The 24,786-nt window shown below is 68.0% G+C and carries 21 protein-coding genes; 9 read left to right on the top strand and 12 right to left on the bottom strand.

Features of this window, described 5'->3' with window-relative positions; genetic code table 11:
• Positions 1–20 precede the first annotated feature (20 nt).
• From Q5696_RS03265 to Q5696_RS03250, 4 genes are all read right to left on the bottom strand, one after another.
• The gene (locus Q5696_RS03265) at positions 21–356 is read right to left on the bottom strand and encodes a DUF202 domain-containing protein (RefSeq protein ID WP_305093801.1); all 336 of its coding nucleotides are present in this window, start codon (positions 354–356) and stop codon (positions 21–23) included.
• A 4-nt stretch (positions 357–360) separates the two neighbouring features.
• Positions 361–723 carry a YidH family protein gene (locus Q5696_RS03260; protein ID WP_305093800.1) on the bottom strand — a complete coding sequence of 121 codons (363 nt, stop codon included), beginning with the start codon at positions 721–723 and terminating at the stop codon, positions 361–363.
• Between the two features lie 79 nt (positions 724–802).
• Positions 803–1,720, bottom strand: a complete 918-nt coding sequence (locus Q5696_RS03255) for a TauD/TfdA dioxygenase family protein (protein WP_305093799.1) — start codon at positions 1,718–1,720, stop codon at positions 803–805.
• A gap of 52 nt (positions 1,721–1,772) precedes the next feature.
• Positions 1,773–2,405, bottom strand: coding sequence for a TetR/AcrR family transcriptional regulator (locus Q5696_RS03250; RefSeq protein ID WP_305093798.1), 633 nt, complete (start codon positions 2,403–2,405; stop codon positions 1,773–1,775).
• 184 nt (positions 2,406–2,589) lie between these two features.
• On the opposite strand from Q5696_RS03250, the gene Q5696_RS03245 reads away from it, so the two are divergent.
• A complete protein-coding gene (locus Q5696_RS03245) occupies positions 2,590–4,932 on the top strand; it encodes an arylsulfatase (RefSeq protein WP_305093797.1) in 2,343 nt (780 codons plus the stop codon).
• 167 nt (positions 4,933–5,099) lie between these two features.
• Positions 5,100–5,861 (top strand): TetR family transcriptional regulator, encoded by a 762-nt coding sequence (locus Q5696_RS03240; RefSeq protein WP_370654853.1) that lies wholly within the window; start codon positions 5,100–5,102, stop codon positions 5,859–5,861.
• Between the two features lie 58 nt (positions 5,862–5,919).
• Here the strand turns inward: Q5696_RS03240 and Q5696_RS03235 are convergent, their stop codons facing one another.
• Complete coding sequence (locus Q5696_RS03235; RefSeq protein WP_305093796.1) at positions 5,920–7,254, bottom strand: MFS transporter; 1,335 nt, start codon at positions 7,252–7,254, stop codon at positions 5,920–5,922.
• 342 nt (positions 7,255–7,596) lie between these two features.
• Here Q5696_RS03235 and Q5696_RS03230 point away from each other — a divergent pair, with 342 nt between their 5' ends.
• The 6 genes from Q5696_RS03230 to Q5696_RS03205 all read left to right on the top strand — a co-directional run bounded on the left by Q5696_RS03230 (position 7,597) and on the right by Q5696_RS03205 (position 14,320).
• Positions 7,597–9,165: an AMP-binding protein gene (locus Q5696_RS03230; RefSeq protein ID WP_305093795.1), complete on the top strand. Its 1,569-nt coding sequence runs from the start codon at positions 7,597–7,599 to the stop codon at positions 9,163–9,165.
• Positions 9,166–9,217: 52 nt separating this feature from the next.
• The gene (locus tag Q5696_RS03225) at positions 9,218–9,601 is read left to right on the top strand and encodes a Zn-ribbon domain-containing OB-fold protein (protein ID WP_305093794.1); all 384 of its coding nucleotides are present in this window, start codon (positions 9,218–9,220) and stop codon (positions 9,599–9,601) included.
• Complete coding sequence (locus Q5696_RS03220) at positions 9,594–10,724, top strand: thiolase family protein (protein WP_305093793.1); 1,131 nt, start codon at positions 9,594–9,596, stop codon at positions 10,722–10,724. The genes Q5696_RS03225 and Q5696_RS03220 overlap by 8 nt, the downstream gene beginning before the upstream one ends.
• Positions 10,725–10,754: 30 nt before the next feature.
• Positions 10,755–12,368: an amidohydrolase gene (locus Q5696_RS03215; RefSeq protein ID WP_305093792.1), complete on the top strand. Its 1,614-nt coding sequence runs from the start codon at positions 10,755–10,757 to the stop codon at positions 12,366–12,368.
• 109 nt (positions 12,369–12,477) lie between these two features.
• Positions 12,478–13,506: a ketopantoate reductase family protein gene (locus tag Q5696_RS03210; RefSeq protein WP_305093791.1), complete on the top strand. Its 1,029-nt coding sequence runs from the start codon at positions 12,478–12,480 to the stop codon at positions 13,504–13,506.
• 43 nt (positions 13,507–13,549) lie between these two features.
• A complete protein-coding gene (locus tag Q5696_RS03205; protein WP_305093790.1) occupies positions 13,550–14,320 on the top strand; it encodes an enoyl-CoA hydratase-related protein in 771 nt (256 codons plus the stop codon).
• A gap of 130 nt (positions 14,321–14,450) precedes the next feature.
• Here Q5696_RS03205 and Q5696_RS03200 read toward each other — a convergent pair whose 3' ends face one another.
• From Q5696_RS03200 to Q5696_RS03170, 7 genes are all read right to left on the bottom strand, one after another.
• The gene (locus Q5696_RS03200; protein WP_305093789.1) at positions 14,451–16,775 is read right to left on the bottom strand and encodes an arylsulfatase; all 2,325 of its coding nucleotides are present in this window, start codon (positions 16,773–16,775) and stop codon (positions 14,451–14,453) included.
• A 118-nt stretch (positions 16,776–16,893) separates the two neighbouring features.
• Positions 16,894–18,066, bottom strand: a complete 1,173-nt coding sequence (locus Q5696_RS03195) for a lipid-transfer protein (RefSeq protein WP_305093788.1) — start codon at positions 18,064–18,066, stop codon at positions 16,894–16,896.
• The gene (locus Q5696_RS03190) at positions 18,063–18,515 is read right to left on the bottom strand and encodes a MaoC family dehydratase (protein WP_305093787.1); all 453 of its coding nucleotides are present in this window, start codon (positions 18,513–18,515) and stop codon (positions 18,063–18,065) included. Before Q5696_RS03190 ends, Q5696_RS03195 begins: the two co-directional genes overlap by 4 nt.
• Complete coding sequence (locus tag Q5696_RS03185) at positions 18,512–19,510, bottom strand: bifunctional MaoC family dehydratase N-terminal/OB-fold nucleic acid binding domain-containing protein (protein WP_305093786.1); 999 nt, start codon at positions 19,508–19,510, stop codon at positions 18,512–18,514. Before Q5696_RS03185 ends, Q5696_RS03190 begins: the two co-directional genes overlap by 4 nt.
• Positions 19,507–20,673: an acyl-CoA dehydrogenase family protein gene (locus Q5696_RS03180; RefSeq protein ID WP_305093785.1), complete on the bottom strand. Its 1,167-nt coding sequence runs from the start codon at positions 20,671–20,673 to the stop codon at positions 19,507–19,509. Before Q5696_RS03180 ends, Q5696_RS03185 begins: the two co-directional genes overlap by 4 nt.
• Entirely contained in the window at positions 20,658–21,767 is a 1,110-nt protein-coding gene (locus Q5696_RS03175; RefSeq protein ID WP_305093784.1) for an acyl-CoA dehydrogenase family protein, read from the bottom strand. The genes Q5696_RS03180 and Q5696_RS03175 overlap by 16 nt, the downstream gene beginning before the upstream one ends.
• Before the next feature lie 62 nt (positions 21,768–21,829).
• Positions 21,830–24,043: an acyl-CoA dehydrogenase family protein gene (locus tag Q5696_RS03170; protein ID WP_305093783.1), complete on the bottom strand. Its 2,214-nt coding sequence runs from the start codon at positions 24,041–24,043 to the stop codon at positions 21,830–21,832.
• 92 nt (positions 24,044–24,135) lie between these two features.
• Here Q5696_RS03170 and kstR point away from each other — a divergent pair, with 92 nt between their 5' ends.
• Positions 24,136–24,783, top strand: a complete 648-nt coding sequence (kstR, locus tag Q5696_RS03165; protein WP_305093782.1) for a cholesterol catabolism transcriptional regulator KstR — start codon at positions 24,136–24,138, stop codon at positions 24,781–24,783.
• The last annotated feature ends 3 nt before the right edge of the window (positions 24,784–24,786 follow it).

Below are 24,786 nucleotides of genomic sequence, written 5' to 3'. Positions count from 1 at the left end.
CTGTGCCGTCTACCCGGCAGTCACGTTCCGGTGGTGAGGACCACGATCGCCGATACCCCGGCGAGCGCCACCACCGTCGCGGTCAGTCCCACCACGAGCAGGAACGGGTAGTCGACGTATCCCGCCCCGAACCTGTCGCTGACCCGCTGGTGGCGACGGCGGGTGGTCACGATCGTCACCGACGCCGCCAGCACCGCCCACACCCCGACGACCTGCACGATCGTGGACGACCCGGGCACGTACCGCAGGCACAGGAACGCGACGGCCGCGAGGCTCGCCGCGGTGCGCACCCAGGCGAGCGTGGTCCGCTCCGGTTGGAGCCCGGGGTCTCCGTGCCCGTCGGCGATCGGCGGCATCGCGTCAGCGCACCATGACGACGAGCAGCGTGACGGCCGCCCCGGCGATCATGCAGACCAGTATCGCGGCGAGCGCCGGCACCGGGAGGCTGCGGCCGTGCCGCATCGCCGCCTCCACCGACATCCAGCGCAGGAACGCGAACACGACCAGCAGCAACGCCCCGACCAGCAGGCCCACGACGAGCACCGTGTGCACGGCCGGGCCGACCACGTCGGAACCGAACGCCTCGAGACCCACCGCGGCCGCGATCAGGCCCAGGCCGGTCCGTACCCATGCGAGGAACGTCCGTTCGTTCGCGAGGGTGAACCGGGGATCCGGATCGTCACCTTCCCGGAACGACTTCGGTCGCCACTGCTGTCGCGTCATCGCGGTGCTCTCCTCCCGACCGGCCGTGCTGGTCGTCGGCCTCACGATACGCACGCCCGGTCGGGCGTCGCCCCGTCGATCATGCCGGGACGTCGCCGAGAATCGACACCCGCTCCATGACCCGACGGTGCGGGAAGTAGTCGCTGGCCGCGTAGTGCTGTGTTGCCCGGTTGTCCCAGAAGGCAATCGAGTTCGGCTGCCACTTGAACCGGCACTGGAAGTCCGGCACCTTGGCCTGATCGAACAGGTGCCGCAGCAATGCTTCCCCCTCCGCGGGGTCCATGTCCGGGATGTGGGTGGTGAACAAACTGTTGACGAACAGCGTCCGCCGGCCGGTCTCCGGATGGGTGCGGACGATCGGATGCGCGACCGGCGGATACTGCTCGCGCATCGCGGCGAGCTTCTCCGGGGACATGCTCCGACCGAACGACGGCACGAAGTCGTGGATCGCGACGCGACCCTCGATCTGCTCCTTCACCTCGTCCGACAAGCAGTCGTACGCGTTGCCCATGTCGGCCCACAGCGTGTCGCCGCCGGCCGACGGCACGTCGAGGGCGCGCAGCACCGAACCGAGCGGCGGACGCTGCTGCCATGTGACGTCGACGTGCCAGATGTTCTCGGTACCCGGGTTGTGCTCGCCGCGTTCGAAGTGCACCACCTCGGAGACCTCGCCCTGCGGCAGCAGCGGATGAACCTCGAGTTCGCCCCAGTGCCGCGCAAAGTCGCGGTGATGGGCGCCGGTGATCTGCTGATCACGGAAGAACACGACCTTCCACTCCAGCAGCGCACGGCGCAGGTCCGCGATCACCTCGTCGCTCGGATCACGTAGATCGACGCCGTGGATTTCGGCACCGATGTACGGCGTCACCGGGCGAACCTCGAACCGCGTGTACGGCTCCGCCTCGAAACCGTCAGCGCACCTGCGCATTCCGCGCGGCCCGAACTCGATCGAGTGGCTTCCGATTTCGACCGTGCGGGACGTCGTCAAGGTCTGCACTGCATTCTCCGATCGTCGATTCGAGCGGCTTCCGCCGGCTCGGGGTTGTCGCTCAGGGTTGTGGGGTGAAGGGCGCTTCGAGTGCACCGACCGACATGTCGACGAGATGCGCGACCGTCTCGTCGAAGTTCGCGGACTCCATCGCCTTGCCGTGGGCGCGGAGCTGCTCGTACATCGCGAGCCCGGACACCGCCATGTTGAGCATCAGTGCGGTACGGGCCGCCGCGGCCCGCCGCGGAAGGTGGTCGAGCGCGGCGATCAGCCGCGCCGACACCGCACGACTCGCGTCGCTGACCGCCTCCAGGTCGGGACTGCCCATGTCCACCATCGGCGAGACACGGGCGATGAACTGCGCGTAGTAGGACTCGGTCCCGGAAGTGCGCAGATAGTCCGCGAGCGGAAGCACGACGGCCTCGACGAGGGCACGTACGTCGTGGCCGCGTCCGTCGGCGTCGATGTCGTCGAGGAACTGCCGTCGGCTCCGGTTGATCTCCTTCATACGGCGCCGGAACACCTCGAGCAGGAGTCCGTCTCGGCCACCGAAGTGGTATTGGACCGCCGAATTGTTCTTCTGCCCGGCAGCAGAGGCGACGTCGCGCATCGATACACCGTCGATGCCCTTTTCGGCGAACATGCGTTCAGCTACTTCGATCATCGCGTCCTTGGCACTACCGGAGCTGGTCACACACCGAACCGTAGTAAGTCACTGACTTAAACGTCAAGTGGCGGCGCCGTACCGCACCTCGGGCACCCGCCTTGACAAGGCGGGATCGGTTGACGAAACTCCACCCCACGGACTTTAAGAACGTGCCTTACATGTGTGGAGGTGCCGACCGCGGCACCTCCTAAATCGATCGAGAGGCCTTGATGTGAACCGTCATTCGATACCGATCGTGCCGAACGATCCACAGCCGCCGGCATCCGTCGACTACCGCGACCAGAAGGAGCCGTTCACCCGCCCGCAGCCGGTGCGCCCGCCCGCCGGTGCCCCCAACGTCCTGCTGGTGATGCTCGACGACGTCGGCTTCGGCGCCGCGTCGGCATTCGGTGGACCGTGCCGCACCCCCACCGCGGAACGACTGGCGTCCGACGGCGTCAAGTACACCCGGTTCCACACCACCGCACTGTGCTCGCCGACCCGCGCCGCCACCCTCACCGGCCGCAACCACCACAGTGTCGGCTTCGGCGTTATCGCCGAACAGGCTACGGCCGCACCGGGTTACAACGGGACCCGTCCGGCGTCGGCCGCAACCGTGGCCCGCGTCCTGCAGGGCAACGGCTATGCCACCGGCGCGTTCGGCAAGATGCATCAGACGCCGACGTGGGAGATCAGCGAGGCCGGCCCGTTCGACCGGTGGCCCACCCGTGAAGGCTTCGACCGCTTCTACGGCTTCCTCGGCGCCGAGTCCGACCAGTTCTCCCCCGTCCTCTACCGCGACTTCACCGTCGTCGACCTGCCGCGTACCCCCGAGGAGGGGTACCACATGTCGGAAGACTTGGTGGACAACGCGATCGAGTGGATCGACTCGGTGTCCACGATGGACCCCGACAAGCCGTGGTTCTGCTACCTGCCGTTCGGTGCATGCCACGCCCCGCTCCAGGTGCCGGACAGCTACCTCGACACGTACCGCGGCGAGTTCGACGAGGGCTGGGACCGCCTGCGCGAGATCACCCTCGAGAAGCAGAAGCAGCTCGGCGTCGTACCGCCCGAGACCGAACTCGCACCGTGGGCACCGGGACTGCCACACTGGGACGAACTGGACGACGATCAGAAGCTCGTCTCCGCACGCCTCATGGAACTGTATGCGGCGTTCCTCGAGCACACCGACGACCAGGTCGGCCGGCTCGTCGACCACCTGCAGGCGTCCGGCGCTCTCGACAACACGCTGGTGCTGTACATGCTCGGCGACAACGGCGCATCCGCCGAGGGCGGTATGGAGGGCTCGTTCAACTACCTCGCCGGCCTCAACGGCTACAAGCAGACCACCGCGGAGGTGCTCGAGAAGCTCGACCTGCTGGGCACCCCGGAGAGCTACCCGCACTATCCGGCGTCGTGGGCGATGGCCCTCGACACCCCCTACCAGTGGACCAAGCAGGCCGCGTCGCACTACGGCGGCACCCGCAACGGTCTGATCGCGCACTGGCCCAAGGGAATCAGTGACACCGGTGTCGTCCGGAACCAGTGGCACCACTGCGTCGACATCACCCCGACGATCCTCGAGGCCGTCGGCGTCCCGGCCCCGGACACCGTCGACGGTGTCCCCCAGAAGCCGATGGAAGGTGTCTCGATGAACTACACGTTCGCCGACGCCGACGCCGCCGACCGGCACACCACCCAGTACTTCGAGATCTACGGCAACCGCGGCATCTACGACCACGGCTGGACCGCAGTGACACTGCACCGGGCGCCGTGGCTGATGGCCACCTACGGGCTGCAACTGCCCACGTTCGACGAGGACCGGTGGGAACTGTACGACACCACCGTCGACTGGTCGCAGGCCCGGGACGTGGCCGCCGAGTTCCCCGAGAAACTCGAGGAACTCAAGCAGAAGTTCCTCGTCGAGGCCGCCAAGTTCCAGGTACTGCCGCTCGACGACCGGACCGTGACCCGTAACGCCGCCCCCGAGGACCGGCCGCCGCACCCGCTGCGCGGACGCACCTCGATCACCCTGTACCCGCACATGAACGGCCTGCCGGAGAAGGCGGCACCGCCGCTGTTCAACCGCTCGTACACGCTCACCGCCTCCCTCGAGACCGGCGGAAAGCCGTGTGAAGGCGTCCTGGCGAGCCTCGGCGGATCGTTCGGCGGACTCGCCCTGTACGTCGTCGACTCCACACCGGTGTTCTGCTACCACTTCAGTGGCGGCGGACTCACCTACATCCGCTCCGACGTCGAACTCACCGACGCCACCCGTGAGGTCTCCGTCGAGTTCGTCTACGACGGCGGCGGTCTCGGCAAGGGCGGCACCGCAATCCTGTCCGTCGACGGTGTCGAGGTGGCCCGCGGCCGCATCGAGGAAACCACCCGCGCAATGTTCAGCATGAACGAACAGCTCGACATCGGCCTCAACCGCGGCAGCCCCGTGTGCAGCGACATCACCGGTCGCTTCGACTTCACCGGACGCCTCCACCACGTCCGCGTCGATCTGCCCGGCGAGGGTCGACCCGAAACCGCGGCCGAACGCCAGCGGATCGCACTGGCGACGCACTAGGCGTACATCGGTAGCAACGGGCGCGGGTCTCGCTCGGCAGGACGAAAGTGCGAACAGCACATCCGAAGCCGAACGGGACCCGCGTCCTCTCTCCCCGGGTCGACGCCTGTTTCCCCGCAGGGTCACGTGAGACGATTTCACCGCTGCCCTGCCTCCTCGGACGCCACGTGTCGTGGTTCTGCGACCAGCGACGGATGCCGTGCTTCGATGCCATCGCCGCGCTCACGGCTTGTACGATCGCCGAGACCGCCGTCGCGAACCTGCCGCGGAATCCCGATACCGACCAGAGGAGATCCCGGGCCATGGCTCGACCGTCCAAGCCGTTGATCAACCGAGACGGTGCTGTGGCCGCGGCGCTCGAGATCATCGACGGCGAGGGCTTGGAAGCGTTCAGCCTGCCGCGCCTCGCGCGGAGCCTCGGCGTCACCGCTCCCGCGCTCTATCACCACTTCGCCGATAAATCGGAAATCCTCGCCGAGGTGGCACGCGCCATCGTCTTGCAGACGCGCATCCCGCGGAGGCCGGCATCGGGACAATGGCAGGACTGGATCGTCGCCTACGGCTTGAACTTTCGTAAAGCTGTCCTGCGGCACCGTAAGGCGGCAGCGGTGCTGCTGCAGTTCCTTCCCGCCGACATCGTCACCGACATGTGGGAAGAAACTGCCATCTATCTCGAGGAGTCCGGCGTCCCGACCCAGCTGCACGTTCCGATCCTCAACGGCGTGGAGAAGCTCACGCTTGGCGCCATCGTGGCGGAAGCGATGCGCCCGGAGTCGCAGCAGGCCGCGGTCTTCGCCAATGTCAACGCGGCCGAGCACCCGGTCCTCAGCGCTGCGCTGGAATCGAACCAGTCCACTCCGCGTCAGCTCTACGAGCAGATGATGCGGAACTTCCTGTTCGGTGTGACGCACGAGAACCGGGTGGGCTGACGCACCGTCGGGCAGCAACATCTGCCTCCGCCGAGGCAACCGGTCTCCTGTCCCGACGCTAGGCCGAGGCCAGTATCTTGTCGGAGTCGCCGGCCGTGGCCACAGTTCGATTGTTACGGACCTGGGCGTAGCCGATTCCGAGCGCCGCGAGCGCCGCCGGGATCACGAACACCATGAAGATCGAGCTGGTGGCCCAGTTCGCGTCGACCAGCCAGCCCACCACCATCGGGGTGGCGATGCTGCCGACGCGTCCGAGACCCGCGGCGATGCCCATCGCCGAGACCCGAGCCTCCGGGCGGAAGAGCACCGGCACCATGACGTACAGGCCGGTGAAGGTTGCCATCAGGCAGACACCGAGCAGCGCCGTGGACACCAGGACCGGGCCGAGCTGCGTCGAGATCAGCGACATGAAACAGAACAGCGCCGAGCCGCCCAACGCGAAACCGCAGGCGACCCACATCGCGGTGAACCGGATCGCGAGCACGGCGAAGATCAGGTTGCCGATCACACCGCCGAGCGAGAACAGCAGAGCACCGCTGATGCCCTCGCCCTGCGACAGACCGGCCAGCGTGAGGAGCTTCGGAGTCCACGAGTTACCGAAGAAGTAAATGGAGTTGACCAGGAAGAACACCAGGCAAGTGATGACGATCGCCCATGACTTCAGCGCCGCGGTCCCCGCGCCGGAGGGCGCCGCCGCCGGAGCGGCGGCCCTTGTGGCGGCCGGCTGCAGGTTCATCTTCCGGATCAGCTCGTCGAGCCGCGTGCGCGCGGACTCGGTCCCCTTGGACTCGAGGTAATCCGGCGATTCGGGGATGGACAGGTAGGCGACGAGTGCGATGACGCCGGTCAGGACCGCACCGAGCCAGAACACGGAATGCCAGCTGTAGTGGTTCAGCAGCATCGCCGCCGCGGCGCCGCCGAGCAGTCCTCCGAGCGGGATCCCGGTACCGAACATGGCGATGAAGGTCGGGCGCTTCCGCGTCGGGGAGAACTCGCTGACGATCACCGGCAGGCTGGGGATGATCCCGCCCATGCCGAGACCGGTCAGCAGGCGCAGCAGTGCGAGCTGGGTGACGTCCCCTGCCACGGCCGAGAGCGCCATGCCCACGGTGATCACCACCAACGATCCGATCAGCAGGGGTCGCCGCCCGTAGCGGTCGCCGACCGGGCCGAGCGCGATGGAACCCACCGCCATTCCCACCAACCCCGCACTGAACAACAGGCCGGACTCGGTGCCCGAGATCCCCCAGTCGTCGGTGATCGGCAACACCGCCAAGGAAATCGAGAGGATGTCGTACCCCTCCGCCATCGCGGCCAGGGCACACAGAAGGATCACACGGATCTGAAGTCGGCCGATCGACGAGGAGTCGATCAGCTCACGCGCTGTAGGCATGAGATTCCTAACGTGAGGGAGAGGCTGAGACCGGCGCTGCGGGCCGGGGGCAGCCGGTCAAGGTCGAGGAGCGTGGCGACCCGACATCCGGTACTGTGTCGGCAGTCACACGAAAACTTAATGGAGGTCAGTTTTCTGGTCAATGGCCAAACACTCGCCATACTGCACCGTTGATCTCGAAGTGTGATCTGCATCACCAGCTGAACAAACTTAAAGACATGTAGTTTAAATTGCATGACGATGACCTGAGACGGCCGTCACACCCACTGCGCCGACGTGGGATCACCTCTCCGAAACGACCCCGCCGTGTCCTCGATGGGCAGGATGGAAAGGACGACCAGCATGGCTCTGTCGGACTACTTCGATCAGGGATGGAACATCAGTCCGGAGGCAGTGGCCTACCGCTACGGCGACGCCGAGTGGACCTTCCAGGAGGCCGGCGAGCTGTCCTGCCGGGTGTCCAACGCGCTGCTGCGGGACGGGATCGAACTCGAGACGAAGATCGCCGTGCTCGCCCCGAACGACCCGGCCGCCTGGCTGTGTGTCATCGGCGCCTGGCGTGTCGGCGGCGCCTGGGTCCCGCTGAATCCGAACAGTCCGACCGCCGACAGCATCGGTTTCATCCAGCGGTTCGACTGCGAGGTGCTGTTCTACCACCCGTCGAAGGCCGCGGCGGTCGACGAGATCCATGCGGCAGTCGGCGACGGCATCACGTACATCTGCCTCGACGGAGAAGGCGACGGAGCCCGCCCTTACGCCACGCCGCTGCAGGACTGGCTCGGCGATGCTCCGGCCACCCGGCCGCGTGTCGATGTCCCGCAGGACTCCCTCGCCGTGATCTCACCCACCGGCGGCACGACGGGCCTGCCCAAGGGCGTCATGAACACTCACCGCAGCTTCGGGACCTGTATCACGCAGATGATGATGGCCCTGCACTACCGGGCCGACGAACCGGTGGTGAACCTCGCCGCCGCCCCCATGACCCACTCCGCGGGCATCCTCACCCTGCCCGCCAGCGCCCGCGGCGGCTGCGTCGTCGTGCTGGGCCGACCCGACCCCGCCGCGCTGCTCGACGCCATCGACCGGTTCGGCGTCACCGACCTGTTCCTACCGCCGACTGTGATCTACCGCCTCATCGAGACCCCCGGCCTGACCGATCACAACCTGAAATCCCTGCGCTACTTCCTGTACGGCTCGGCGCCGATGTCCGTGGAGAAGCTGCGCCAGGCCATCGGCCTGTTCGGCCCGGTCATGATCGAGTGCTTCGGCCAGACCGAGGCCCCCGGCTCCATCGCGTTCCTGCGCCCGGAGGAGCATTTCGTCGACGGCGAGATCGCCGACGACGCCCGCCTGCTCAGCTGCGGACGCCCCTTCCCACTGGTCAAGATCGAGATCCGCGACGACGAGGACAAGCCGGTCCCCGCCGGCACGCACGGCGAGATCTGTGTGCGGGGCGACCTCGTCATGAGGGGCTACTACAACAATCCGGAGGCCACGGCCGAGGCAATCCGCGACGGCTGGCTGCACACCGGCGATATCGGCTTCCTCGACGACCGCGGATACCTGACGCTGACCGACCGCAAGAAGGACATGATCATCTCCGGCGGCTTCAACGTGTTCCCGGCCGAGGTCGAACAGGTCATCTGGTCACACCCCGCGGTCCAGGACTGTGCCGTGATCGGAGTCCCCGACGACAAGTGGGGTGAGGCCGTCACCGCCGTCGTCGAACTCAAGCCCGACACCGACATCGACATCGCCGAGCTGATCGACCTGTGCCGCGAGAAGCTCGGCTCCGTGCGCACCCCGAAGCGGGTCGACCTCATCGAGCGCCTGCCCCGCAGCGTCAACGGCAAGGTCCTCAAGAAGAACCTCCGCGAGCTGTACTGGACGGATCAGAAACGCCGTGTCTGACCCGCAGGACGGCCTCCGATCGACACACACGCAAGAGACGAAACGAATTGACATGCATCCATCATTCGACACCGCCGCGCTGCGCTGCGACGACGCCGGCGTCACCCTTCTCGGCGCCCGCTGCACCCGCTGCGACACCGTGAGCTTCCCCTCCCGCGACCGCTGCGCGAACTGCTACGCCCCCGCCGACCTCGTCGACCTCACCGGAAACGGGACCGTCGTATCCCATTCCACCGCGATGTTCCCCATCGCCGGCATGCAGCCCCCGGTGCACATCGCGCAGGTTCGACTGGCAGACAGCGGAATCGAAATCCTCGGTGTCAGCGCAGACGGGGTGCGTATCGGCGACGAGGTCGCCGTGGTGCCTCGCGTCGTCGGCTCCGACGACAACCTGTTCACCACCTACGGCTTCGGCAAGGAGGACTCCGATGCGTGAGACCTACATCGCAGGCGTCGGCATGACCCCTATCGTCTCGCAGACCACGACCCCAGCCCCTCTCCAGGGTGGGCAGGCACTCGGAGTCGCGCTCGCCGACTCGGGCCTGGACTGGAACGAGGTCGGCGTACTCGTCGTCGGCGCCATCGGCACGGACATGTCGGCGGCACCCTCGGTTCTCCACGAGATGGGCTGGACCGGCATCCCGACGTATGCCATCGAAAATGCCTCTGCCACAGGCACTGCCGCTTTCGAGCAGGCCCGGTATGCCGTCGCGTCCGGCATGGTCGAGACTGCGGCGGTGGTCGGCATCGGCAGTCTCGGCGCCCTCCTGATGAGCCGCGCCGCCGAGGAGGAACGCGATCCGGACCTGATCTCGGTGTCCGGCATGTCCGTGCCCGCGGTGCCGTTCGCGTTGATGAAGCAGGCGCGCATGCACCGATACGGCGAGTCCGCCGATGCCGGTCTGCTCGTGGTGGAGAAGAACCTGTACAACGCCAGCCGTAACCCGATGGCGCAGCGCAGCAAGGCCCTCACCATGGACGAGCTCCGGGCCTCCCCGATGCTGGTGGACCCCCTGCGCCGAGTCGAATCCTGCCCGATCGGCGACGGCGCGGCAGCCGCGATCATCACGAGCCGAAAGCCCTCGAACGGAGTCCGCGCGGTCCGGATCGCCGCCGCGGTCGCCGAATCCGACAGGTGGCACAGCGCGGGCGCATTCATGCCGGATCTGACGGTCACCAAGCGGACCTCGGCGAAGGCCTTCGCGCAGTCCGGTATCACGCCGGACCAGCTCGACGTCGTCGAAGTGCACGAGGCGTTCAGCGTCGAGGAGCTGCAGTACATCGAGGATCTGGGTCTCGCACCCGAAGGCAAGGCGTCCATCGCAATGGCCGACGGGGACTTCCACATCGGCGGCCGTGTCGCGGTCAGCCCCAGTGGCGGCCTCATCGGCCGCGGCCATCCCGGCGGCGCAACCGGCATGTCGCAGTTCGTCGAGATCGTCCAGCAGATTCGCGGGCAGTCCGGCGAGCGCCAGCACCCGAACGCCCGGATCGGTTTCGCGCACATGATCGGGGCCGGTGGCGTGAACTACGCGCACATCATGGTCGGCGACGACTAGAAACGCCCCAACGAACGGAGAAGTGAAACAATGACCGGCCCCGACCGCGTGTTCGTCAACGGAGTCGTCCGCACCATGTCCGCGGGAGAGGCGGCCGCGACTGCGCCGACCGCCGTGGCGTGCGCGGCGGGGAGGTTCGTTGCCGTGGGTACCGACGCGGAGATCCTGGCGCTGGCCGGTGACACCGCCGAGGTCGTCGACCTCGGCGGAGCCACCGTCGTGCCGGGTTTCATCGAGACGCATCTGCACCCGCTGATGTGGGGGCTGATGCTCGCCGGTGTCGACGCGACCACCCGAGCCTGCCCCACGGTCGACGCGGTCGTGGCCGCGCTGGCGGCACGCGCTGCCGAGACACCCGAGGGCACGCTGATCGAGGCCTGGGGTTTCGACGACTCCCTCGTCGCGGAGGACCGTGGACTGACCGCCCAGGACCTCGACCGAGCGTCCACCCGGCACCCGATCATGGTGCGGCACACCTCGAACCACGGCATCTACCTCAACTCCGTGGCACTGGCCGAGGCCGGTGTCGAGGCGCACACCCCGGACCCGGAGGGCGGCGTCATCGTCCGCTTCGAGGACGGTACCCCCACCGGTGAGCTGCGTGAGCTGCCCGCGATGTCTATGTTCGGCGGACTGATGCCGTCGGCCGACCTCGAGAGCGCCTGCCGCGCGATGCTGCGCGCGCAGGCCGAGATGGCGAAGGTCGGCGTCACGAGTTACCACGATCTGCTCGTCCCCGCGCACCTGTACCCGGCCTACCGCCGGCTCGACCTGGACGGCCGATTGCAGTTGCGCGCCCGGCTCTATCTCCACGCCGATGCCGCCGACCAGCTGGACGACATCGGCGATGCCACGCCACATCTGGAGATCGGCGGTGTGAAGCTCGTCTCCGACGGGTCCATCCAGCTGCACACCGCGGCGCTGACGGAGCCGTACCACGACCTCGGCGGTTGTCATTGTGGCGAGATGGCGATCGCGTCCGGAGACCTCGACCGTCTGGTCGCCGAAAACCATGGGGCAGGACGGTCGGTGGCGATCCACACCAACGGCGACCGGGCCATCGACCTGTGTCTCGATGCCATCGAGAAGGCCCGGGCCGCACACCCGGAACAGGATGTCGCGCACCGCCTCGAGCACGTGCAGACCCTGCGCGACGACCAGATCCGGCGTATGACCGAGCTCGGCGTGTCCGCGTCGATCTTCGTCAATCACGTCTACTACTGGGGAGACCGGCACCGCGACCGCTACCTCGGGCCCGGACGCGGCGAGCGCATCAGCCCCGTCGCGTCGGTCGCCGCCGCCGGGCTGCCCTACGCGCTGCACTGCGACTGCCCCGTCACGCCCGTCGATCCGCTGTTCACGATGAACACCGCGGTACACCGCGTCACCCGCGACGGCCACGTCCTCGGTGCCCAGGAGCGTGTCAGCACCCGCCAGGCACTTGCCGGCTACACCAGCGAGGCTGCTCGGATCACCCGCGAGGACGGCGTCAAGGGGCGGATCGAACCGGGATTGTGGGCCGATTTCGTGGTGCTCGACGGCGACCCCCTCACCGACCCGGACCAGGCCGACCCGGTCGGCGATCTGTCCGCACTGCACGTCCTGCGCACCGTCGTGGGCGGCGACACGGTCTACCAAGCCTGACGGGCACGATGCCGCCCTGTGATCGGCGAATCGGCCGGGTCACCGAATGCTATTGGCGGCTGCGCTGTACAGGGCCCCCTCCGACAGACCAGAGTCAAGGAGTTACGACATGAACCGAATCGCGGTAGTCGGTGCCGGGTCGCTGGGCGCCATCACGGGTGCGCTCATTGCCGACCAGGGCAGGAACATCGAGCTGATCGACACGAACAGAGCCCATGTCGATGCCATGAACGAGAACGGTGTGAGAATCACCGGAGCACTCGACAGGGTCATCCCTGTCGATGCGAAGCTGCCTGATCAACTGAACGGTGTGTACGACCTGGTCTTCCTGCTGACCAAGCAGACGGCAACGGAAAGCGCTCTCACCAGCATCTCGCCGTTCCTCTCGAGCGACAGCATCGTGTGCACACTCCAGAACGGAACACCTGAGGACAAGGTCGCTTCGATCGTCGGAGTGGAACGCACGGTTGCCGGCAACGTTCAGTTCGCCGCCATCTGGAGGGAGCCCGGGGTGTGTGAGCTCTCCAGCACCCTCGAAGTGACACGCGCGCACGCCTTCGACCTCGGAGAACTCGATGGCTCTCACAGCGAGCGCATCGGCGAGATCGCCGAGATCCTCTCTGCCGTCGGACAATGCTCCATCTCGAGCAACATCACCGGAATGAAATGGTCGAAGCTGGTCGTCAATTCGATGTTCAGCGGTCTGTCCGCCGCTCTCGGCTGTGACATGACGCCGGTCATCGACGATCCCACGTTGATCGAGATCGCTCTTCGCGTTGCCGAGGAGTCGATCCGAACCGGCTGGGCACACGGGATCACGGTCGACGACGTCTTCGGCCGGCCCGCCGAACGGTTCACCGAAGCGAGCGGGCAGGCACACGACGAGAACGCCGAGTTCTTGGTTCGCATCCTGATGCAGCATCCGCACGCCGAAGCGAGCATGCTGCAGGACCTCAGGAAAGGCATTCCGACCGAACGAGACTTCATCAACGGCCGGGTCCTCGAGGTAGCGGCGAAGCATGGCGTCGACGTGCCGTTCAACCAGGCCCTGTACCGGCTCATCACCGAAGCGGAAGAGTCGCGCACCGTCCCCGACTTCGCGACGAACCGGAACGTTCTCCACGACCTGCTCACCTGAGCAGATCGCTCGTCCGTGGGACGGCAGAGCAACGACCATCGGGATGCATGGAGGCGTGAGTCAGTTCATGGCAGTACGAATCGAAAACCCCAGCGCTGGAACGCGTCTGCTGATCATCGACAGGCCGGAGCGGCGTAACGCGCTCGACCGCGGCGCCTATCGTGCGCTCGCGGCTGCGATCGAGGAGACGGACCACGACCCCGATGTGCGGGCGATCGTCATCACCGGTTCGGGTGGGGTGTTCACCAGCGGAAACGACATCGCCGACTTCCAGGAACCGGCTGAACCCGGAGCGCCCGGGGAAGGTGCGGCGATGACGTTTCTGCGGGCGCTGGCCCTTGCACGCAAACCGATCCTCGCGGCCGTCGAAGGCTTCGCCGTGGGCATCGGCACCACGATGCTGCTGCATTGCGATCTCGCCTTCGCCGGCAGCGGCACCAGATTCCGGGTTCCGTTCGTGCCGTTGGGATTGTCCCCGGAAGGTGGATCCAGCTACCTGCTTCCACAGGTGGCCGGGCTCAAGCGAGCTACGGAACTGCTCCTGCTCGGCGACGAGTTCGATGCCGACGAAGCCGCCGAGGCCGGGCTGATCAACCGAGTGGTCGAGAAGGGGCGGGCACTCGAAGTGGCGCTCGATCGGGCGAGTCGTCTGGCAGCGGCGCCGGCCGAATCCGTTGCGTTGACCAAGATGTTGCTGCGTCGCCCGCATCTCGAGACCGTGCTCGAAACACTGGACGTGGAGTCCGAGCACTTCGCCGAGCGACGACGATCCGACGAAGCACAGGCCGCCTTCGCCCGCTTCCGAAGCAAGTGATTCCGACCCCTCGGTGAGTGGGCGTCGAGGCACGCGCCCGATGCGGGCTGTTGCTGCAACATCGCCCGAGTGGCGGTCACAGCAACAGCCCGCATCGGCGGCTCGGTCCCGGTGTACCGGGGCTGAGCGCCTACTGCGTCGCCGCGCCCATCTTGCGGATCGCATCGAGCATCACTGCGGGGGCGTCGGGGGCGTACTCGCCCGGGCGCACGACGATTCGCTCCCAGCCCCCCGTGTACGGGAACATGCCGTGGTCGCGGTACAGCTGCCACGACACCGGTGAGCGGTACATCGTGCCGGCGCTCAGACCGCTGAACGGCACCAGCCACGACAGCTGCAGCAGTTCGACACCCTCACGGACGACGGTCCCGTCGATCTCGAGGGCCGCGACCCAGCGATGCTTGCCGGGGGCGTCGACGCGCAACCGGATCGTTCGGGCGCCCGGCGGGATCGGTGCCGAGTCCGCGGTGATCGTGCGACCCCACGCGTTCTGCTCGAGGTGCAGCGCACCGCCGCGGACGTAGAGGACGTAGCCGGCCTCCTGTCCACCGTGGGCGAGCAGAACACCCTCGTCCCCGGCCCGGTAGCCGTTCTCCCCCAACGTCACGTCGACGGCGAACGAGCGTCCGTCGATCAGCTGGCTCGCCCGGAACCGTTCCAGTGGAGGCGTTTCCGGCAACAGCACCGTCTCACAGGCCAGTCGTTCCTCGTCCGGGTCCCGCTGGAACCAGTGCAGAGGGCTGCCGTTGGCCATCGGATACACCTGATTACGGGCCGCCGCGTCCTCCCAGTCCGAGGCCAGTTCCTTGACCCGATCTGGGTTCTCGGCGGCGACGTCGGTCAGCTGGATCGGATCGTTCGCCACATCGTAGAGCGCCCACCGATCCTGGGAGAACGGAGTCATCGGCGTGCGGAGTGCCACCGCCTCCCAGTCTCCCGCGTAGTAGGCGCGCTCGCCGAGGCACTCGTAGTACTGGTCGCCGTGACTGCTGGGCGCATCCGGGTCCCGCAGCGCCGCCACCATCGAGGTCCCGTCGAGCGGGCGGGCGTCCAGACCGTGCCGGGTGGTCGCGACGGGCACCCCTGCCAGTTCCGCGATCGTCGGCAACAGGTCGGTGACGTGCGCGTACTGGTGCCGGATCCCGCCCGCGATCTCCCCCAGTCCCGCCGGCCACGACATCAGGAACGACACCTGGTGACCGCCCCGGTAGGTGCTGAACTTGTGCCGCCGGAACGGGGTGTTCGCCACCGTCGCCCACGCCGTCGCGTACTGCGGCCACGTCGTCGGGCCGCCGATGTCGTCGAGCCGGCCGATCTCCTCGGCGACCCGCTGCTCGGTGGACGGGGTGTGCGTGCGGTTCAGGTTCGCCAGGTGGTTGATCACGCCGACGTCCCCGCCGCCGCCACCGGAGGCACCGTTGTCGCTGAGGAACACGAAGATCGTGTTCTCCAGACGCCCGCACCGGCGCAACACGTCCCGGATCCGGCCGACCGACTCGTCGATCGTCTCGATCATCGCCGCATAGTTCTCCATGTGCCGGGCCGCGAGACGTTTCCCGTCCTCCGACAACGACTCCCACTCCGGGACGTCGTAGCCGGTCGGATCGTCGAGCGGTGCGGTCCCCACATCTGCCGGGATCACCCCGAGCTCGTCCTGACGGGCCCGGCGCGCGGCCCGGATCTGCTCCCAGCCGGCGTCGTAGCGGCCCCGGAACTTGTCGGCTGTACCGGGTTTGATGTGCATCGGGGCATGCACCGCCGCATGCGCGTAGTACATCAGCAGCGGCTTGTTCGGATCCGACGCGTGCGACTCGGCGATCATCGACACCGCACGATCGGTCAGGTCGTCGGTGAGGTAGTAGCCCTCCGGGTACTCCGTGACGTGCACCGGATTGTTGCCCTCGTACAACTGCGCCGGCCCGTGCAGGTTCGCCTGAGCCTCGAGGAACCCGTAGTACTGGTCGAAACCACGCTGCAACGGCCACGAATGCCGGTCCCCCGCCGCATGCATGTCCTGCTCCCGGCACATGTGCCACTTGCCGATCGCCATCGTCGAATACCCCGCGGTACGGAACGTCTCGGCGATCGTCGGCTGATGTGCAGGGAGTTCGGCGGCGTAACCGGGGAAACCGGTGTCCACGTTGGCGACCGCACCCATCCCGACGGCATGCGAATTACACCCCGTCATCAGTGACGCCCGTGTCGGCGAGCACGTGGGGGTGACGTGGAAGTCGGTGAGCCGCGCCCCCTCTGCGGCGACCGCGTCCAGGTGCGGGGTGGGGATCTCCGAACCGAACGGGCCGATATCGGAATACCCCATGTCGTCGACGATCATGACGACGACGTCCGGCGCGCCGTCCGGTCGCGGCCGGGACGGCCACGCCGGGGTCGCGGTGGCGAGGTTCTCGGTGACGGTTCCGGCGAACGAATGCGCATTTAAGACACTGTCTGACATACCTGTGACGGTAGCCACTCGGGGAGCCGGATTCCGGGAAACTTCTACCCAGTGGGACCACGACTGTGCGCCTTTCCGATGGTTTCGGTCACCGAAAAGGCGCACAGACGCGAAACACCTACGCCGTCAGCACCAGACCCGAGGTGGGAACACCGGTGCCGGCGGTGACGAGCACCTGGCGGGCGTCGGGCACCTGGTTGACGGAGGTACCGCGGATCTGGCGGACACCTTCGGCGATGCCGTTCATCCCGTGGATGTACGCCTCGCCGAGTTGGCCGCCGTGGGTGTTGAGCGGCAGTGCGCCGCCGACCTCGAGCGCACCGGGCTGCCGCACGAAGTCCTTCGCCTCGCCGCGCCCGCAGAATCCGAGATCCTCGAGCTGCATGAGCACGTACGGGGTGAAGTGGTCGTACAGCACCGCCATGTCCATGTCCTGCGGGCGCAGGCCGGACTGCTCCCACAGCTGGTTGCCGACCAGTTCCATCTCGGGGATGCACGCGAGGTCGGGCCGGTAGTAGCTCATCATCGTGTACTGGTCCTTGGCGCTGCCCTGCGCCGCGGCCGCGATCGAGACCGGCTTCTGCCTCAGGTCCTTCGCCCGCTCCGCCGACACCACCACGATCGCGATGCCGCCGTCCGACTCCTGACAGCAGTCCAGCAGATGCAGCGGTTCGGCGATGAACCGCGAATTCTGGTGGTCCTCGAGGGTGATCGGCTTGCCGTAGAAGAACGCGTTCGGATTGGTGGCCGCGTGCTTGCGGTCGGCGACCGCGATCCGGCCGAAATCCTCACTGGTGGCGCCGTACTGGTGCATGTACCGGCGGGCCATCATCGCGACACTGCCGGCCGGGGTGCTCAGCCCGTGCGGGTACGAGAACGCGTAGTCCGCGCCCGACGAGTTCACCTGGTTCACCAGACCGGAGTCGACCTGGCCGAACCGGTGCCCGGACCGTTCGTTGAACGCCCGGTACGCGACGACGACGTCGGCGACACCGCCCGCGACCGCGAGCGCCGCCTGCTGGATCGTCGCGCAGGCCGCGCCACCGCCGTAGTGGATGCGGGAGAAGAACTTCAGCTCCGGGATCCCGACCGCCCGCGCGACCGCGATCTCGATGTTGGTGTCCATCGTGAACGACACGAGCCCGTCGACGTCGGCGGGCTCGAGGCCCGCGTCGGCGAGTGCCGCGTTCACCGCCTCCGCGGCCAGACGCAGCTCGCTGCGCCCCGAATCCTTCGAGAAGTCGGTGGCGCCGATACCGACGATCGACGCCTTGCCGGACAGTCCGCTCACGAGCCGCTCCCCACATTGATCGAACCGTCCATCACGAGCGTGACGGTGGAGGTGATGTGCTTGCCCAGCGAGTCGACGCCGACGACCGCGAGGGTGACCAGACCGTCGTCGTCGATCGCCTCGACGGCGCCGGTGAGGGTGAGGGTGTCGTACGCGTACCACGGCACCCCGAGGCGCAGCTGGATCGACTTGATCACCGCACGCTGCCCGGCCCAGTCGGTGACGTACCGCTGCACCAGACCGGTGTCGGTGAGGATGTTGACGAAGATGTCCTTCGAGCCGCGCTGCTGCGCGAGATCCCGGTCGTGGTGCACGTCCTGGAAGTCGCGGGTGGCCAACGCCGTCGACACGACGAACGTCGGCGTGCCCTCGACGACCAGGGTGGGCAGGGTGTCGCCCACCTCGACGACCGGCGGCTTCAGCGGGGTCACGGGAGTCACAGGGCTCATCGGTTCTCCTCCACGGCCCGCCACGCGTACAACGTCCACGGGCCCTTGGTCTCGTCGTCCGGGTCGGCCGGGAAGTCGAGGAAGTCCACCTCGACCCGCTGCCCGACGGCGACGGTCTCGGGGTCGACGCCGCGCAGTTCGCCGAGCATCCGGACACCCTCGTCCAGTTCGACGAGCGCGACGACGAACGGCAGCGACCGTCCCGGCACCTTCGGTGCATGGTGCACGACGAAACTGAACACCGTGCCGCGGCCGGAGGCCACGACATAATCGGTGATCTCCCCCTTGGGTTTCCACACCGCCGGCACCGGCGGATGCTGCAGGCTCCCGTCGGGACGCTGCTGCAACCGCAGCTCGTGCGCGGCGACACCGTCCCAGAAGAACTGGGTGTCCCGCGACGCGGCCGGACGCATCATCCGGGTGCCGTCGAGGTCGTCGACCGGGTCGCCGCTGACCGATCGGGCGACCGTCGGATCCGGTTCGGAGGTCTTCGTCGGCGGCGCGAACTTGAGGATCCGGAACAGCATTTCGGCGACGACCTCGTCGCCGACCTTCCAGTAGTTGCGGGTGGTGAAGAACCAGCCCTCACCAAGGCCGGTCTTCTTCGGCCCGACAACGTCTTCGAGGACGGATTCGATGGTCACTTCCTCACCGGGGCGCAGGTAGCGGTGGTAGGTCTGGTCGCAGTTGGTGGCGACGACCGACGTGTACCCGGCCTCGTCGAGGATGTCCGTCATCCGGCCCAGCGGATCGTCCGCCTCGCGTACCGCACCGAGGCCGCGCATCGTCCACACCTGCGCCATCGCGGGCGGTGCGACGAGTCCGCCGTGGCCGGCTGCGACGGCGGCTTCTTCGTCCACGTAGATGGGGTTGGTGTCGCCGATCGCCTCGACCCAGTTGCGGATCATGGGCAGGTTGATCGGGTCACGTCCGGCACGGGCCCTGCTCGCACCGCCGTCCCGAACCTGCTGTGCCGCAGCGAGAATGTCGGTCATCGGCGGGCCACCTTCGGCAGTCCCAGGCCGGCGGTGGAGATGAGGTCGCGCATGACCTCGTTGACGCCGCCGCCGAACGTGATGACGAGGTTGCGCTTGGTCTGCGCGTCGAGCCAGCGCAACAGGTGCCCGGTCTCCGGGTCGGCGGGGTCGCCCCAGCGTCCGACGATTTCCTCGGCGAGCCGGCCCATCCGCTGGATCTGCTCGGTGGCAAAGACTTTGGTGGCCGACGCATCGGCCATGTCGACCTCGCCGGCCGCCGACGCGACCTGCCAGTTGAGCAGTTCGTTGAGCCGGTAGATCGCCCGGATCTCCCCGAGGCCGCGCTGCACGTCCGGCTGGGTCGCCAGGGGCTGCCCGTCGGGTCCGGGACGCTTGGCCCATTCACTGACCTGGTCGTACAGCCCACCGACGCGGCCCGACGGGCCGAGCATGACGCGCTCGTGGTTGAGCTGGGTGGTGATGAGCCGCCAGCCCTTGTTCTCCTCGCCGACGAGCATGTCGACGGGAACACGCACGTCCTCGTAGTAGGTGGCGTTGACGTGGTGGGCGCCGTCCGCGGTGATCACCGGCGTCGACGAGAAGCCCGGGTCCGTGGTGTCGACGATGAGGATCGAGATGCCGCGGTGCCGGTCCTCGGTGGTACCGGTGCGCACGGCCAGCCAGATGTAGTCGGCGGCATGGCCTCCGGTGGTGAAGTACTTCTGGCCGTTGACCACATAGTGGTCCCCGTCCCGTACCGCGGTGGTGCGCAGTGACGCCAGGTCGGTGCCCGCCTCGGGTTCGGTGTAGCCGATCGCGAAGTGCACGTCGCCGGTGAGGATGCCGGGCAGGAACTTCCGCTTCTGTTCCTCGGTGCCGTACGTCTGCAGCGTCGGTCCGACGGTCTGCAGCGTCACCGACGGCAGCGGCACGTCGGCGCGGACGGCCTCGTTGGTGAAGATCTGCTGTTCGATCTCACCGAATCCCTTGCCGCCGAACTCCTTCGGCCACCCGACACCGAGCCAGCCGTCGCGGCCCATGCGCCGGATGACGTCGTGGTAGACCGGCCCGTGCCGGTCGGTGAGCATGATCTCGGCCTCCTCCGGCGAGATCAGGCCCGTGAAGTATTCGCGCAGTTCCGCCTGGAGCTTGCGCTGTTCCGGGGTCAGATCGATGAGCATGCTGCCTCCACACCGAGGTCGCGGGCGCTGAGCACGCCGAGGATGGTCAGACGGGACGACGGGCCACCGACGAGCCGGACCAGGTCCTTGGTCTGCTCGTAGTACAGGTGCGCCGGATAGGTGACGTCGGCGCCGAGACCGCCGTGCATGTGGCTGCACTGCTGCATCGACACCGGCAGCTGCTCGGCCAGCCAGTACGCGGCGACCGACGTGTCCTCGGTGGCGTCGAGGCCCTCGGCGAGCCGCCAGCACGCCGACGTCGCCGCCAACTCGAGGGTCCGTGCGGTGACGTACGAGTCGGCGAGCTGCTGCGACACGGCCTGGAACGCGGCGATCGGCTTACCGAACTGCTCGCGGGTGCTCACGTGCTCGGCCGTCAGCGCGGTCATGCCGGCGCCCAGGCCCGCGGCCTGGGCTGCGAGCGCGGCGAGGGAGATCCGGTACAGCGCCTGCACCGGCGCGTCGGTGAGCAGCGCGCCGGAGTCGATGCGGACCCCGTCGAGCACCATCGTGCATTCGGGTGCCAGCGACGCGGTGAACGTGCGGGTGAGCGTGACCCCGTCGGCGTCGGGCGCGATCACGGCGACCCCGGCGTCGGTCGGAACCAGCACGAACGCGGCCTGCTCGGCGTACCGGACACCGACCTTGCGTCCGGTGACGACGTATCCGTCGCCGTCCGCGACCGCCGTCGTGGCGGGCACCGCCGGTAGCGGTGCCCCCGGCTCGCCCAGTGCCGCGGTGAGGATCGCACCGTCGGTGACACCGGCGAGGAACCGCTGCGGGTCCCCACCGAGCGCGAGCAGCGGCAGCACGCCGAACCCGAGGGTCTCGAGTACCGGCACCTGCGCGGCGGCCCGTCCGACCCGGTTCAGCAGCACCCCGATCTCGGCGATGCCCAGATCGTCGCCGCCGAGCGACCCGGGCAGCGGCAGCGACAGCACGCCCTCGGCGGCGAGCCGCTGCCACAGGGTGGCGTCCCACACGGGGGCGCCGCGGTCCATCGCGGCGAGCGTCTCGGCGCTCGCCGCCGTCTGCAGCACGGCGTCGGCCACTTCGGCCACCGCCTGCTGCTCACTTCCGAAAGTGAAGTCCACCTGAGATTTCCGTCCTGTTGAAGTGCGTCGCACGTGTGGAACTGTCGGCACCGCCGACGTGGTCAGCCGCGGGGCAGGCCCAGCAGATGCTCGGCCGCGACGGTGAGCAGGATCTGCGTGGTACCGCCCGCGATGGACAGGCAGCGGGTGTTGAGGAACTCACGGGTGAGCGGCCCCTCGACCCAGCCTGCCTCACCGGCGAGTTCGACGGCGTATTCGGCGACGTCCTGCCGGTTGCGCACACCGACGAGTTTGCGGACGCTCGACGCCGGTCCCGGGTCCTGTCCGTCGAGCTGCCGCAGCGTGGTGCGCAGATCGATGATCGAGCCGACGAGAGCCTCGGCGATGAGCGCGCCGAGTCGGTCGGCGGTCACCGGGTCGGGCTCGCCGGCCAGTTCGAGAAGGTCCTCGACGGCCTTGCCGAGCGACGAGCCGCCGCTCATCGCGACTCGCTCGTTGGCGAGGGTCGTGCGGGCGAGTTTCCAGCCGCCGTTCACCTGGCCGACGACGCACTCGTCGGGGACGAACACGTCGTCGAGGAACACCTCGTTGAAGAGGGCGTCGCCGGTGATCTCCCGCAGCGGGGAGATCCGGATACCGGGGGTGCGCATGTCGAGCAGGAAGTACGTGATGCCCTTGTGCTTGGGGGCGTCCTTGTCGGTGCGGGCCAGGCAGATCGCCCAGTCCGCTTCCCGCGCGAGGGACGTCCACACCTTCTGCCCGTTGAGTTTCCAGCCGCCGTCGACCTTCTCGGCACTGGTCCGCAGCGATGCCAGGTCGGAGCCGGCGCCGGGTTCGGAGAACAGCTGGCACCACGTGATCTCGCCGCGCAGCGACGGCAGCGCGAACCGCTCGATTTGTTCGGGGCTGCCGTGTTCGAGGATGGTCGGCACGGCCCACCAGCCGATCACCAGGTCGGGACGGTCGAGTCCGGCCGCGGCCATCTCCTCGGCGACGAGGATCTGTTCGGCGGCACCGGCACCGCGGCCGTACGGGGCCGGCCAGTGCGGTGCGGCGTACCCGGATTCAGCGAGCGCGACCCGACGCTCGGTCTCCGGAACCGAGGCGAGCGCAGTGACTTCAGCGCGGACCGCGTCGCGCCCGGCCTCGGCCTTCGGGTCGATCTCGGACAGGTCGATCGTCAGGTGGCGTCGGGCCCCGGACCGGGTCAGGTCGGTGACGCGGGCCCGCCACGCCGCGGCGCCGCCGAGGAACTGTGCGGTCGAGACCGCGCGGCGCAGGTAGTAGTGCGCGTCGTGCTCCCAGGTGAAGCCGATGCCGCCGAGGATCTGGATGCAGTCCTTGGCGTTCGCGGTGGCGGCGTCGAGGGCGACGGCCGCGGCGACGGCCGCCGAGATCGGCAGCTCCGACGCGACCGCACCGTCGGCGAGGTCCGGGTCCGGCAGGGCGTCCTCGGCGGCGACGGCGGCATCCCATGCGGCGGCCCGGGTCTGCTCGACGCGGCACAGCATCTCCGCGCACAGGTGCTTGATCGCCTGGAAGGAGCCGATCGGCTTGCCGAACTGCTCGCGGATCTTGGCGTAGTCGACGGCGGTGCGCAGCGTCCAGCCGGCGACACCGGCGGCCTCCGCTGCGGCGAGGGTCGCCGCGAGGTCGCGCACGAGGTCGGTCGAGACACCGGTGACGATGCGGTCCGGGGACACGGTGACCTGCTCGCACCGGATCCGGGCGACGGCCCGGCTCTTGTCGAGGATGTCGAGGGCTTCGATCGTCAGGCCGGGGGTGTCGGCGTCGACGAGGCACCACGCGGTACCACCGCCGGTGGAGGCGGCGGAGTCTGGGGAAACGGGGACGAGGACCGCGACACCCGGCTGGCCGCCGAGTGCGTTGCCGGCGTCACCGTCGAGGACGAGGCCGCCGTCGGCGTCCCGGGTCGCGGCGAGGGTGGCGCCCTCGAGAACGATCGCAACCGGCAGTTGTCCCTCGGCGACGGCGGCGGCCCACTGCTTGGCGGCGGCGTCACCGCTGCGGCCGATGACCAGCCCGGCGAGTATGGTCGGCAGAACCGGACCACCGACGAGTTCGGTGGCAGCCTGTTCGAGCATCGCGGCCAGGTCCACGATCTGCCCGCCGACACCGCCGACGGACTCCGGGACGCCCACGGCGAAGAGCCCCAGATCAGCGATCGCGGGCCACGACCGGCGCCAGAAATCAGCAGGTCCTTCCCGTAAAATGGCGATCGGGGCCGCGGACCGGGCCCAGGCTCGGATCGATTCCTGGACGGCCTTCTGTTCGTCGGTCGTGGCAATAGTCACAACGGCTCCCAGCTCCTCGTGATGGCATCTTCATTTAGAACGTGTTCTAATATGTGCGGCCGTCAAGAGTCAAGGCGTGAAGGAAACTGTCGATGACCACCTCTTCTCGATCCCGTTCTGCCGGGGCCCCGGTCTCGACGCTTACCGACGACGATCTCAGCTCCAACGCTCAGCGTGAGCGTCGCAAGCGGATCCTCGACGCCACCCTCACCCTGGCCTCGAAGGGCGGATACGAGGCGGTGCAGATGCGCGCGGTCGCCGAGCGCGCCGACGTCGCGGTGGGCACGCTGTACCGCTACTTCCCGTCGAAGGTGCACCTGCTGGTGTCGGCGCTGGCCCGCGAGTTCGAGCGGATCGAGTCGAAGGGCAAGATCCCCCCGGGGCACAGCCCGCTCGAGCGGATGAACCTCATCCTCGGCCAGATCACCAAGGCGATGCAGCGCGACCCGCTCCTCACCGAGGCGATGACCCGCGCGTTCATGTTCGCGGACGCGTCCGCGGCCGCCGAGGTCGATCAGGTCGGCAAGCTCATGGACACCCTGTTCGCCCGCGCCATCACCGACGGCGAGCCCACCGAGGACGAGCTCGCGATCGCCCGTGTCATCAGCGACGTGTGGCTGTCGAACCTGGTGGCGTGGCTCACCCGGCGCTCGTCGGCCACCGATGTCGCCAAGCGCCTGGAACTGACCGTCGAACTGCTACTCGGCGACGGCTCCCGGCGACCGGTACCGTCCGAATAATTC

It is taken from the genome of Prescottella sp. R16, assembly GCF_030656875.1.
Classification (GTDB): Bacteria; Actinomycetota; Actinomycetes; order Mycobacteriales; family Mycobacteriaceae; genus Prescottella.
This window is presented reverse-complemented; position numbering and strand designations above follow the sequence as displayed.